Source organism: Streptomyces sp. NPDC048623 (assembly GCF_040650755.1).
Taxonomy (GTDB): domain Bacteria; phylum Actinomycetota; class Actinomycetes; order Streptomycetales; family Streptomycetaceae; genus Streptomyces.
The window spans coordinates 219613-231947 of sequence record NZ_JBEZHV010000003.1 but is presented as its reverse complement, the minus strand read 5'-3'; the positions used below and the strand labels follow the sequence as shown (position 1 = coordinate 231947).

14 protein-coding genes are annotated in these 12335 nt (G+C 72.8%); 7 read left to right on the top strand and 7 right to left on the bottom strand.

The genetic code is table 11. The annotated features are described in order from the left end of the window. Positions 1 to 13: 13 nt before the first annotated feature. From AB0C73_RS06250 to AB0C73_RS06235, 4 genes are all read right to left on the bottom strand, one after another. On the bottom strand, positions 14 to 1063 hold the full coding sequence (locus AB0C73_RS06250; RefSeq protein ID WP_362525203.1) for an NAD-dependent epimerase/dehydratase family protein: 1050 nt from the start codon (positions 1061 to 1063) through the stop codon (positions 14 to 16). Positions 1064 to 1117: 54 nt separating this feature from the next. Further along, the gene (locus tag AB0C73_RS06245) at positions 1118 to 1747 is read right to left on the bottom strand and encodes a cytochrome b/b6 domain-containing protein (protein ID WP_362525201.1); all 630 of its coding nucleotides are present in this window, start codon (positions 1745 to 1747) and stop codon (positions 1118 to 1120) included. After that, entirely contained in the window at positions 1731 to 2453 is a 723-nt protein-coding gene (locus tag AB0C73_RS06240; RefSeq protein ID WP_362525199.1) for a molybdopterin-dependent oxidoreductase, read from the bottom strand. Before AB0C73_RS06240 ends, AB0C73_RS06245 begins: the two co-directional genes overlap by 17 nt. 123 nt (positions 2454 to 2576) lie before the next feature. Further along, positions 2577 to 3428 carry an S-methyl-5'-thioadenosine phosphorylase gene (locus AB0C73_RS06235; protein WP_362525197.1) on the bottom strand — a complete coding sequence of 284 codons (852 nt, stop codon included), beginning with the start codon at positions 3426 to 3428 and terminating at the stop codon, positions 2577 to 2579. Positions 3429 to 3971: 543 nt separating this feature from the next. Between AB0C73_RS06235 and panD the strand changes: the two genes are divergently transcribed. From panD to AB0C73_RS06215, 4 genes are all read left to right on the top strand, one after another. Further along, on the top strand, positions 3972 to 4397 hold the full coding sequence (gene panD / locus AB0C73_RS06230; protein WP_362525195.1) for an aspartate 1-decarboxylase: 426 nt from the start codon (positions 3972 to 3974) through the stop codon (positions 4395 to 4397). A gap of 23 nt (positions 4398 to 4420) precedes the next feature. Next, positions 4421 to 4771, top strand: coding sequence for a GNAT family N-acetyltransferase (locus AB0C73_RS06225; RefSeq protein WP_362525193.1), 351 nt, complete (start codon positions 4421 to 4423; stop codon positions 4769 to 4771). A gap of 151 nt (positions 4772 to 4922) precedes the next feature. Then, positions 4923 to 5075, top strand: a complete 153-nt coding sequence (locus AB0C73_RS06220) for a hypothetical protein (RefSeq protein ID WP_362525190.1) — start codon at positions 4923 to 4925, stop codon at positions 5073 to 5075. A 108-nt stretch (positions 5076 to 5183) separates the two neighbouring features. Next, a complete protein-coding gene (locus tag AB0C73_RS06215) occupies positions 5184 to 6557 on the top strand; it encodes a transglycosylase family protein (RefSeq protein ID WP_362525188.1) in 1374 nt (457 codons plus the stop codon). On the opposite strand, the gene AB0C73_RS06210 is transcribed toward AB0C73_RS06215, so the two are convergent. Next, entirely contained in the window at positions 6438 to 7433 is a 996-nt protein-coding gene (locus tag AB0C73_RS06210) for a DMT family transporter (protein WP_362525186.1), read from the bottom strand. The two genes, AB0C73_RS06215 and AB0C73_RS06210, sit on opposite strands and share 120 nt — an antisense overlap. Before the next feature lie 265 nt (positions 7434 to 7698). On the opposite strand from AB0C73_RS06210, the gene AB0C73_RS06205 reads away from it, so the two are divergent. From AB0C73_RS06205 to AB0C73_RS06195, 3 genes are all read left to right on the top strand, one after another. Next, positions 7699 to 8487: a (2Fe-2S)-binding protein gene (locus AB0C73_RS06205; protein ID WP_362525184.1), complete on the top strand. Its 789-nt coding sequence runs from the start codon at positions 7699 to 7701 to the stop codon at positions 8485 to 8487. Between the two features lie 55 nt (positions 8488 to 8542). Beyond that, on the top strand, positions 8543 to 10054 hold the full coding sequence (locus tag AB0C73_RS06200; protein WP_362525182.1) for an SDR family NAD(P)-dependent oxidoreductase: 1512 nt from the start codon (positions 8543 to 8545) through the stop codon (positions 10052 to 10054). Between the two features lie 318 nt (positions 10055 to 10372). Beyond that, positions 10373 to 10543: a hypothetical protein gene (locus AB0C73_RS06195; protein ID WP_362525179.1), complete on the top strand. Its 171-nt coding sequence runs from the start codon at positions 10373 to 10375 to the stop codon at positions 10541 to 10543. A gap of 129 nt (positions 10544 to 10672) precedes the next feature. Here AB0C73_RS06195 and AB0C73_RS06190 read toward each other — a convergent pair whose 3' ends face one another. Further along, positions 10673 to 12103: a lipase maturation factor family protein gene (locus tag AB0C73_RS06190; protein WP_362525177.1), complete on the bottom strand. Its 1431-nt coding sequence runs from the start codon at positions 12101 to 12103 to the stop codon at positions 10673 to 10675. A gap of 21 nt (positions 12104 to 12124) precedes the next feature. Continuing rightward, positions 12125 to 12295 (bottom strand): hypothetical protein, encoded by a 171-nt coding sequence (locus tag AB0C73_RS06185; RefSeq protein ID WP_362525175.1) that lies wholly within the window; start codon positions 12293 to 12295, stop codon positions 12125 to 12127. Positions 12296 to 12335 lie beyond the last annotated feature (40 nt).

Genomic DNA, 12335 nt, shown 5'->3' with positions numbered 1-12335 from the left:
GGCGACCCGGCCGCTAGCGCAGCTCGGCCTGCGCGAACTCCCTCATCCCGGCCTCGAATCCGACCTGCGGCTTCCACCCCAGGTCCCGGCGCAGCCGGGACGAGTCCGCCGTGACGTGCCGTACGTCCCCCAGCCGGTACTCGCCCGTGGTCACCGGCAGCGGCCCGCCGTACGCCCGGGCGAGGGCCCAGGCCATGTCCCCGACCGTACGAGGATCACCGCTGCCGGTGTTGTACGCGGTGAACGAGCCCGCGCCCAGGCCGTTCGCGGCCTCCAGGGCCAGCGCCGCCGCCTCGGCCACGTCCCGGACGTGGACGAAGTCCCGTCGCTGGCCGCCGTCCTCGAAGACGCGGGGGGCCTCGCCGCGGGCGAGCGCGGAACGGAACAGCGACGCCACCCCGGCGTACGGCGTGTCCCGTGGCATGCCGGGGCCGTAGACGTTGTGGTAGCGCAGCGACACCGCCCGGCCGCCGGTCGCGCGGGCCCAGGCCGCGCCGAGGTGTTCCTGCGTGAGCTTCGTCGCCGCGTACACGTTGCGCGGGTCCGCCGGCGCGTCCTCGGTCACGAGCCCCGGCGTGAGCGCGGCTCCGCACAGCGGGCAGCCGGGTTCGAACCGGCCCTCCGCCAGATCCGCCTCAAGCCTTGGAGCCGGCCGTACCGCACCGTGCCGGCCGCACTCGTAGCGGCCCTCGCCGTAGACCACCATCGACCCGGCCAGGACCAGCTCCCGCACCCCTGACTCGGCCATCGCGGCCAACAGCACCGCCGTGCCCAGATCGTTGCAGCCGACGTACGCCGGCGCGTCCGCGAAGTCCTTGCCCAGGCCCACCATCGCCGCCTGGTGGCACACCGCGTCCACGCCCCGCAGGGCCTCCGCGACGGCCATGCCGTCCCGCACGTCCGCGATGACCAGCTCCTCCCCAGGGCGCGCCACGCGAGGCGGACCGGAGTGCGCGGACGGCAGCAGGACGTCGTAGGAGACGACGTCATGGCCGCGCACGAGGAGCGCGTCGACGATCTGGGTGCCAATGAAACCGGCTCCGCCGGTGACCAATACCCGCATACCGCCCCACGCTAGAGGGCCGAGGCCCCGGTCCGGCTCCACCACGGCCTCCCGTCACTCTTCCGTAAGAGCTTCCCGCTCCCGTCTCCAGTGCGGGTGTTCGCGTGCGGCCCAGTCGCGGTCCACCAGGCCGGTCCGCATCCCGAGCCGGGCCTGCGGATCCCGTGCCGCCATCCAGACGTGCCCGGCCGTCACGCCCGCGATGGCCGCGGCGAGCCACTCGTGGACGAACGTCGCACCGGTCCGCAGCGAAGGGGGCGCGAGATGGGTGAGCCACATCAGCAGTCCCGTACCGACGATCACCAGCATCGCCCCGAGCGTCCACTGTGCGTAGAGCTTCTGTCCGGCGTTGAACTTCCCCGCCGGGCGGTACGGGGCACGGGACCGCACAGCCCTCAGCCACGCCCGGTCGAACGGGGTGAACCGGCTGAGCCGGGCCGCGTCCGCGCGCAGGGACCGGAAGAGCAGTCCGAGCAGCAGGGTCACGGGCAGGGCCAGACCGCACCACACGTGCACGGTCACGACCAGCCGGCGGCGCCCGACCAGTTCGGCCAGGGGGGTCACGTACAGACAGGCGGCTGTGGCCAGGCAGGTCAGCATCAGCGCCGCGGTGGTGCGATGCACCCAGCGCACGGGGCGGGCGAAGCGGAGCAGGCGGGGGTCGGGGTCAGCCGGTCGGCGCATCGTCCCGCCCGTTCGACCGGCCGACCCAGGCGTCGACGTCGTATCCGTACCGCTCCCAGTAACCCGGCCGCACCGCCGAGGTGACGGTGATGCCCGACAGCCATTTGGCGGACTTGTAGAAGTACATCGGCGCCACATACAGCCGCACCGGCCCGCCGTGGGCATGGGAGATCGGGGTGTCCCGCATCCGCAGCGCCACGAGGACGTCGTCACGACGTGCCTGGTCGAGCGTGAGGCTCTCGGTGTACGCGCCGTCGAAGCAGGTGAACCGGACCGCGCCGGCCCCCGCCCGGACACCCGCGACGTCCAGCAGGTGCGCGAGGGAGACGCCCTCGAAGGGGGTGTCGGGCACCCGCCAGCCGGTCACACACTGCACGTCCCGCACGATGCGGCGCTGCGGCATGGCCCGCAGGTCGGCCAGGCGGTAGCGGGCCGGGCGCTCGACCAGGCCGTCCACGCTCAACGCGTAGGTCTGCTCGGTGCGGGCGGGCACCGAGGAGACCACGGAGTAGTACCGAAAACCGCCACTGCCCGGCAGCAGACCGGTCAGCCCGGTCGGATCCTTGGCGGCGACGGTGCTCTGCGCCTGCTGGAGGTACGGCCCCGCCGCGACGCCCGCGACGCCGAGCCCGAGCAGACCGAGCACGACGCGGCGGCCCACGGGGGTGCCTCGGGGATCTCGGGGATCTTCCACTGTGCTGTTCACACCCCCGATACGACCAGCTCTCCCCGCGCACGACCAGGCCCGACGCCGCTCCGTCAGACTTTCGTCATCTCGGTCCACCGCGGGCATGGGTTCCCAGGCGCACTCCCGGTACGAGGCTGCGGGTCAGTTACCGGAGACCCCGGGCAGCCCTGTCGCAAGACCGTCCAGCGCGTGCCCGCACGGGCAGTCAGGGACCACGGGCAGCAGTCCGATCGTCTTGAGCAGCACGGTGCGCAGCCGTTCGACATTGCGGGCGAAGACCGTCAGTACCTCGGTGTGCGTGACACCCTCCCCGGTGTCCGCTCCCGCGTCGAGATCGGTCACCAGGGCCAACGAGGTGTAGCAGAGGCCGAGTTCACGGGCCAGGACGGCCTCCGGATGGCCTGTCATGCCGACCACCGACCAGCCGCTCGCGGCGAACCAGCGCGACTCGGCACGCGTGGAGAAACGCGGCCCCTCGATCACCACCAGGGTCCCGCCGTCGACCGGCCCCCACGCCGCCGCCCCGGCGGCGTCCAGAGCGGCCGCCCGCCCATGCGGGCAGTACGGATCCGCCATCGACACGTGCACGACCTCGGGCACCGTCCCGTCCGGGAGCGGCAGGCCGTCGAAGAAGGTCTGCACCCGCCCGGAGGTCCGGTCGACGAACTGGTCGGGAATCAGCAGCGTGCCCGGACCGTATGCCGGACGCAGCCCGCCCACCGCACAGGGAGCGAGCACCTGACGCACCCCCAGCGCCTGCAGGGCCCACAGGTTCGCCCGGTAGTTGATCCGGTGCGGCGGCAGCCGGTGCCCTCGACCGTGCCGCGGCAGGAACGCCACCGAGCGGCCGGCCACCTCACCCACGACCAGCACGTCGCTCGGCTCCCCGTACGGCGTCTCCACCCGTATCTCCACGGCATCGTCCAAGAGCGCGTAGAGCCCCGAACCGCCGATCACCCCTACCTCGGCGCGTAGCCCACCCCGACCGACCATCACCCGACCCACCTCTCCCGTACCGGCGCGTGTGGCCAACTGTAGGAACCATCCGGCCCGGAATCGGCGTATCGGATCTTACGATCCGCGAACACGGCAGCCACCGAACAGGGACTCGCCCGGGGGCCGGTGAAGACACTGCAGCCTCATGTGCCTCCGCCGCCTGCGAACACCCTGCTCAGCATCAAGGAGACCAGGCGGTGACGACGTTGGCTGGACCCGGACCGTTGACTGGCCGGTTGATGACTGCAACCGACCAGGAGCCCGAGCGACCCGAAGATCGGTGTCGGGGTGACGACGGTCACGAGGGCTCTTGGGCGGGTGCTGCGTACCCTTGTGAGGGTCGTCGCAGTGGAGGTCGGGAGAGTGGGCGAGGTCCTCCATCACTGTCTGAATGATGCGTCAGGAAAGTCAGCACGTGGTCAGCATGAGTCCTGAGAAACCTGGGGAATGCTGCCCGGACATGCGACTCGTTGTAAGGTGTGGAAACAGCCCTTGACCTGCAAAAACGCAGGCAGGGAGCCTATGTCCAGGAGTACCTCAGTGATACGAACGATGTTCAAGTCGAAGATCCACCGCGCCACCGTGACGCAGGCCGATCTCCACTACGTCGGATCCGTGACCGTCGACGCCGAGCTGATGGAGGCGGCCGATCTGCTGCCCGGCGAGCTCGTCCACATCGTCGACATCGACAACGGGGCCCGGCTGGAGACCTATGTCATCGAGGGCGAGCGCGGCTCCGGAGTGATCGGGATCAACGGCGCGGCCGCACATCTGGTGCACCCCGGGGACCTGGTCATCCTCATCAGTTACGCGCAGATCGACGATGCCGAGGCGCGCACGTTCGTGCCGCGTGTCGTGCACGTCGATGCCGGCAACCGCATCGTGGAGCTCGGGGGCGACGCGTCGGCGCCCGTGCCGGGGACCGACACGGTGCGCCCGCCGCACGCGGTACCCGCGCAGGTCTGACGACGGCCGAGGAGGCCCGGAGCATGGCAGAGCTGAACCTGACCATCCGCGACGACCGGGACAAGGGGCGCCTGGAGGCGTTCGACGACGGCGACTACGCCGGCGTCGTCGTCTACTTCGTCCTCGACGAGGAACCGCACGCCCTTGTCGCCGTGCACACCGTTGTCGAGGCCACGCACGAGGGCAGGGGCGTCGCCGGGGCGCTGGTGAAGGAGTTCTACCGGATCGCCGCCGCCGAGGGCGTCCCCGTCGTGCCGCTCTGCCCGTACGCCGCCAAGTGGGCCGAACGGCACCCCGAGGAGGCCCCGCCGCCCGCGCCGGAGGTCGCCCGCGCGGCCAAACGGCAGCTGAAGGCCACGCCGGAACTCTGGTGACGGCGCCCGGGCGCGTCACCACCCGAAGGAATGGGTCCGGCGCGCCGGGGCACCCGCACAGGGGGAGGCTGGGATCCGGGCCCGCCGCGCCGTGACACGGCCTGGGGCCCGGCGCCCGCACCCCACCCGTACCGCCGCCCGGGAGTCCGTCATGACCCAGCCCCCGATCCCCGACCCGCTGCCCTCGCCCGGCCCCGTGCCGCCCGCCCCGCCCTCCCCGGTGCCCCCGCCGGTCCCGCCGCCCAACCCCGTACCCGTACCGGAACCCGAACCCCAGCCGCAGCCCGGGCCAGCCGGCCGCTGACCCGGCCGGGGACGTGACGGAAGGGGCGGGGGATCGGCCGGAAGGCCTTGTCACGCACGGTTGTCAGCCCCTACCGTGGGCGACTGCCGATGCCTTCGAGGGGGGCCCATGGCCGTACGCGGGAATCGCGGGAAGCACCGTCGGTACCAGCCGAGCCGGATCAACCGTGCCTCGCTGACCGTCACCGCCGGCGGCGCCGGCATCGCCCTGCCGCTGGTCGGCGCAGGCGCGGCGCAGGCCGCCTCACTGGACGTCTGGGACAAGCTCGCGTCCTGCGAGTCCTCGTCCAACTGGCAGATCAACACCGGTAACGGCTACTTCGGCGGACTCCAGTTCACCCAGTCCACCTGGGAGCGGTACGGCGGCACGCACTACGCGCCGCGCGCCGACCTCGCCTCCAAGGACCAGCAGATCGTGATCGCCGAACGGGTGCTCAAGGGCCAGGGCCCCGGCGCCTGGCCCGCCTGCGCGCCCCGTGCCGGGCTGGAGCGCGGGGACGCGGCCCCCTCCGTCACCACCCAGACCGAGCGCACCCGGCCGCTGACGGACGCCCCGCGGGCGCGCCAGGCCGCGTTACCCGCCCAGCGGACCGCCGCCCCGACAAGCCAGGCGAGCCCGACGAGCCAGGCGAGCCCGACCACCGTGCCGACCGTCCGCGAGATGTACACCGTCGCCCGCGGCGACTCGCTCTCGAAGATCGCCCGCGACGAGCATGTACGCGGCGGCTGGCCCCGCCTCTACGCGGCCAACCGCGAGGTCGTCGGCGACGACCCCGACCTGATCCTCCCCGGCCAGCGGCTCACCCTCCGGATCAGCGCCCCCGCCGCGCCGCCGAAGCCCGGGCCCGTGACCAAGCCGGCCGCCCCGAAGCCGCCGACCGCGAAGCCGCCGACCGCGAAGCCGCCGACCGTGAAGACCCCGGTCACGCCGCCCACCCCGGCCCCGCCCGCCACCAAAACCCCGGCCCGCCCCGCGCCCCGGCCGACCGCCTCCAAGCCCGCCCCGAAGCCCGTCACCAAGCCGGTCGCCGCCAAGCCTGCCCCGAATCCGGTCCACAAGCCCGCCCCCGAGCGCGCCCGCTTCGCCTCCCCCGTCGCCGACACCGACATCGGCACCCGCTACCGCAAGGCCGGCTCCTCCTGGTCCAGCGGCTACCACACCGGCGTCGACTTCCCCGTGCCCACCGGCACCTCCGTACGGGCCGTGGCCGACGGGAAGGTCGTCTCGGCCGGCTGGGGCGGCGCGTACGGCTACCAGGTCGTCATCCGGCACGAGGACGGGCGCTACAGCCAGTACGCGCACCTCTCGGCGCTCTCCGTCCGCGAGGGGCAGCGGGTCGGTGCCGGCCAGCGGATCGCCCGCTCAGGATCGACCGGCAACGCTTCGGGACCGCACCTCCACTTCGAGATGCGGACGGGTCCCGGGTACGGGTCCGACATCGACCCCCTGGCGTACCTCAGGGCCCGCGGCGTCTCGATCTGACCCGCCCGGCGTCGCCGCCGGGCCCGATGACACCGCCGGGGAGTCCTCGGACCGCGCGAGCCGGTCCAGGGTGAGCTGCACCAGGCCGCCCGCCGCCACCGCGCCGCAGATCAGGGCGGCGACGGTGCCGGCGGCGCCGTACCGGAACGACTCGCCGAACAGGGTGAGGCCCACGGCCGCCGCGATCACCGGATTGACCACGGTGACCGTGGCCAGCGGCGCGGCGAGGCCCGCGCCCCGGTAGGAGGCCTGCGAGAGCAGCAGACCGGTGATCGCGAGTGCCGAGAGGATCAGCAGGCTGGTCCACTCGGCGAGCGGCGCGTCCGGCGACCACTGCTCGGCCACCGTCTTGGTGAACACCGACGCGAGACCGAACGACACCCCGGCCGCCGCGGCCAGGATCACGCTGCGCAGCGCCGACCGGCCCACCAGCTGCGCGAGCACGAACAGCGCCGCCACCCCGCCGAAGGTCACCGCCGTGAGCAGGTGCCGGTCGGCGTCGGACAGCGGATGGGACCCGGGGCCGCCGGTCAGGCTGAGGAGTCCGGCCAGGCCCACCGTCGCCATCAGGGCACCCCGCCAGGCGGTGCCCCCGACCTTGCGGCCCACGAACAGCGCCGCCATCGGCAGCGCGAACACGATGGTGAGCGCGCCGAGCGGCTGGACCAGGCTCAGCGGGCCGTACGCGAGTGCCGCCACGTGCAGCGCCGCGCCGACGCCGTTGAGCGCGACGGCGCCCCACCAGGCGGGGCGGCGCAGTGGCGCGTAGCGCGGGCCGTCGGCCGCGGCGGCGACCCGCTCCTGCACGATCGCCGCGGCCGCGTAGGCGACCGCGGAGACCAGGGCGAGGAGCACGGAAAGCGCGAGGGGGCTCATACCTCCACGATCTCTCTTCCGGGCGTCCGCGTCGTCGTACCAGGGAACACGATCGGACATACCGCGGAGGGAGTACGACGGCTCCTCGTACACCTCAGGCTGTACGCCGTCCCAGGTCAGGAGGGGCGGAACGGGATCTTTCGGGCGCACGGCGGGCCGCGGGACCCGCTTCGGCCGCCCCGCATTCCGAGCCACCGCGGCCCCCGCCCGGTCCACATTGGCCCGCACCGGGACCCCACCGGGCCCCACCCGTACCGTGTGCGCCGTGGACCTCGACCAGAGCGCGCGGATCGGCGGTTTCTTCGCCCTGCGCACCAGCCCGCCGCCCACTCCGCCCACTCCGCCCACGGCGCCCGCGCCCCAGGGCGACCACGTCCCCCTCGCGCTCCTGTACGCGGGCGACAAGGGCGCCGACGCCGCCCTCGCCGCCCGCATCGACCGCGTCGCCGCCGGCCTCCGCACCTCCGAGCGCCGGGTCGCCGCCTCCGCCGCCCACCTCGGTCTGGCCGCCCGCCTCTGGTCCGTGACCCTCGGTCCCGCCGCGCTCTTCGGCCGCTTCCCCGACCTCACGCCCGAGACTCTCCACTGGAGCGGCACGCTGTCCGCCCCCGACGAGCTGTGGTGGTCCGGCACCGGCAGCCGTCCCGCCACCGTCGAGGAGCTGCGGGCCGCCGTCCACGAGGCCCACCTGGTCCCGCTGCACGCCGCCCTCGCCCGCGACGGCAGGATCTCCCCGCGGCTGCTGTGGGGGAACGCGGGCTCCGCGCTCGCCGGAGCGCTGCGCGAGCTGCTCCGCCGGCCCCGCGCCCACGACCGGCCCGAGACCGCAGGCCGGGCCGCCGACCGGGCCGCCGAACGAGCCGCCGAACGGGCCGTCGGGCTCGCCCGCGGTCTGCTCGCCCACTCCGACCTGGCGCCCACCGTCCACGGCCCCGCGCTGCGCCGCACCACCTGCTGCCTCTACTACCGCTCCCCGTCCGGAGGCCTGTGCGGCGACTGTGTGTTCGACCACCCGCCCCGCAAGGGTTTGGAGCGACGGCCCCCGGCTCCGTAAAGTTGCCTCTTCGGGAGTACTTGCAGGCGCGAGCGATCGAGGAACGACGAAGGCCATGACGGTGACCGAAGAGACCCAGGACCTCGGGGAGACCCAGGACCTCGGAGAGTCCCAGGAGTACGGGCCGGGCATCGACCCGGAGCGACTTGCCGTCTGCCTCAGCGTGCTCGACGAACTCGACACGATCGACGTCGACCACCCGGACGCCATCGCCGTCCGCCGCGCCACCGCCGGCATCTACCGGACGGTGAAGCAGCGCCGCCGCCAGGAGCGCCGGGCCGCCAAGACCGCCCACGACAAGGCGGTCACCGAGGCCACCGCGACCGGCTCCGCGCAGCGCATCGACGACGAGACCGAGGGCATCCTGCCCTCCTCGGTCACCGAGGCCGGGCGGATCGCCGGGATACTCCAGCGTCCGCGCTCCTGCTACACGTGCAAGGCGCGGTACGTCGAGGTCGACTACTTCTACCACCAGCTCTGTCCGGACTGCGCCGCGCTGAACCGCACCAAGCGGGAGGCCCGCGCCGACCTCACCGGCAAGCGCGCGCTGCTCACCGGCGGCCGCGCCAAGATCGGCATGTACATCGCGCTGCGGCTGCTCCGCGACGGCGCGCACACCACCATCACCACCCGCTTCCCCAAGGACGCCATCCGCCGCTTCAAGGCGATGGAGGACTCCGCGGACTGGATGCACCGCCTGGAGGTCGTCGGCATCGACCTGCGCGACCCGGCCCAGTCCGTGGCCCTCGCCGACCAGCTCGCCGCCGCCGGGCCGCTGGACATCCTGGTGAACAACGCGACCCAGACCGTGCGCCGGCTGCCGTCCGCGTACGCCGCCCTGGTCGAGGGCGAGACCGCGCCGCTGCCCGCCGGCGAGCTGCCCGCCCACCACGTCATCGGCGCCTTCAACTCCGGCGCCGTCGACGGCCTGGCCGCGCTCCCGCTCGGCACCAGCGGCCTGGACGCCCAGAAGGTCGCCGACCTGGCCCTGGTCGCGGGCAACGCGAGCATCGAGCGGCACCACGCCGGCACCGCGATCGACGCCGGCGGCCTGGTCCCCGACGTCGTCGACAGCAACACCTGGGTGCAGACCATCGACCAGATCTCCCCGGTGGAGCTCCTGGAGACCCAGCTCTGCAACTACACCTCGCCCTTCATTCTCATCAGCAAGCTGCGCCCGGCGATGGCCGAGGCCGCCGCGCGGGCGAAGAGCGGGCGCGCGTACGTCGTGAACGTCTCCGCCATGGAGGGCGTCTTCAACCGCGGCTACAAGGGCGCCGGGCACCCGAACACCAACGCCGCCAAGGCCGCGATCAACATGGTGACGCGGACCAGCGCGCAGGAGATGTTCCAGTCCGACGGCATCCTCATGACCTCGGTCGACACCGGCTGGATCACCGACGAGCGTCCGCACTTCGACAAGCTGCGGCTCGCCGAGGAGGGCTTCCACGCCCCGCTCGACCTGGTCGACGGCGCGGCCCGGGTCTACGACCCGATCGTGCGCGGCGAGGACGGCGAGGACCTGTACGGCGTCTTCATGAAGGACTACGCGCCCGGCAAGTGGTGACGAGCACCGCGCCCGATGATCGATCGAAGCGTTGTTCAGCGCCCCGCGTTTGATCGATGATCGGGCGTTTGACCTCGGTAAACGCGTTGAACGAGCCAGTTTCACTCGAACGCGTCACACTTTCGTGCCCCATAGAGCGCTGAGGCGCTCATCTGGTTAATGTGATGTCCACGGTCGGCCATCCGGGGTTCCACCGAACCTCCACGGTCGGCCGGGGGACTGGCCTGCCACCAAGGCCGCGGTCCCGCCCGGAAGGAACGGCGCAACCGCGACCGAACGGCCCAGAATCCCCCTTTTCGCGACCCAGAGGAGTACGCGGTGACACCGGAACTGACCCAGCAGGAAGAGCGACCGGCCGAACCCGAGGAGCGCAAGCGGCGCTCCGGAGAGCTCGGCAGCCTCGAAGTGTGGGCCCGCTCGGCCCCGATCCGTCTGGCCGGCTACGAGGACGACCTCGCCGAGCCGCACATCCTGCCCGGCATCGACTGACCGGCATCGAGCGACCGGCATCGACCGACCGGCATCTGCCGCCCCCCGTGCCTCCGTCCGCCCCGCGCGGCCGGGGGCACGGGCATGCATGGGCATGACCGGGGGACGCGCAGGGCGTACGACGAGGGTTCAGCGCCGCCCGGCGGGCTCGCGCAGCCGCACCGGCGGCAGATACTCGCGCACCAGCGTCCGGTGCCACCACGCCCCGGTCTCCCGCAGCTCCCGCCGGCTCGTGTACCGGTAGCGGTAGAGCCGGGCCCGTACGTAGACCGGCGGCGCGTCCGGGAAGGGGTTGTGCCGGAGGAGACGCAGGGTGTCCCGGTCCCCGGTGAGCAGCCGCTCCACGAACGGCCCGAACCAGTCGCGGGCGTAGCCGGGGGAGAGCGCCGCGAACCACATCAGCCAGTCGAGCCGCAGATGGTACGGGGCGAACTGGCGCGGCATCCGGCGCGGGTCGCCCGGCTTGCCCTTGAACCCGTACTCCCGCCACACCGTCCCCGCGTGCGGCTCCTCCGGCTCCGCGGTGCCCTCCACCGCGATCTCGTCCCGCACCCGGCCGACCGTGCCGAAGGCGCCGTACGTGTTGACCAGGTGCAGCGGGTCGAAGGACCGGTTCATCGCCTGGCGCCGGGAGAGCAGATTGCGCACCGGGTGCCGGCTCTGGACGAGGATCAGGGCCGTGGCGGCGCACACCACGACCACGTACCAGACCGGCGCCCCGGGCTGCGGGTGGTCGTGGCCCGCGAGGAGCGAGCCGTCGACGGCGGAGAGCGCGAGCACGATGGTGAGCCAGTTCAGCCAGGCGAAGTTGCCGGAGAGCACCAGCCAGAGCTGGGTGGTGATCATCAGACCCGCGGCGATCGTGGCGACCGGCTGCGGGGTGAACAGGAGCACGGGGACGCCGAGCTGGACCACATGGTTGGCGGCGCACTCGACCTTGTGCAGCGGCCGGGGAAGGTGGTGGAAGAACCAGCTCAGCGGTCCCGGCATCGGCTGGGTCTCGTGGTGGTGGTAGAGGCAGGTCAGATTCCGCCAGCACGCGTCCCCGCGGATCTTGATGAGCCCGGCGCCGAACTCGACCCGGAACAGCAGCCAGCGCAGCAGGAAGAGCACGAGCACCGGCGGCCCGGCGTCGTCGTTGCCGAGCAGTACGGCGAGGAAGCCGGTCTCCAGGAGAAGGGACTCCCAGCCGAAGGAGTACCAGGTCTGCCCCACGTTCACGATGGACAGATACAGCGCCCACACGAGCAGCCAGAGCAGCATCGACACCGGCAGCGGCACCGCGTCGCCGGCCCCCGCCACCAGGGCGAGCGCGAGAGCGGCGCCACCCCATGCGACGCCCGCGAACAGGCGGTCGGAGTAGCGCCACTGGAAGAGGCTGGGCGCCCGCCGGGCCGGCACGACCCGTACGAAGTCGGGCACCGGCAGCATGCCCCGTTCGCCGATGAGCGCCCGGAACTGGAACGCGGCGGACAGGAACGCCACGAGATACAGGCCGGCGAGCCCCCGCTGGAAGACGATCCGGCTCAGCCAGTAGTCGGGGGCGTTGAACCAGTCCATCGCGTACGGCGGTGCGGACGGTCAGCGCTTCTGGTTCTCGTCGTCGTCCGCCGTCCGCTCACCCTCCGCCTGGGAGGGAGTGGTGCGCGTGACCTGGGGATGGACCTGCGCCTTCTGCTGCGCGTCCAGATCCTCGTCGAGGCGCTCGCCCTCGGCCTGCGAGGGGTTGGTGTACTCGTCGTACTGGCTCATGGCCGCCTCCTCGGAGGAGCACGGGTGAGTACACAGCGAG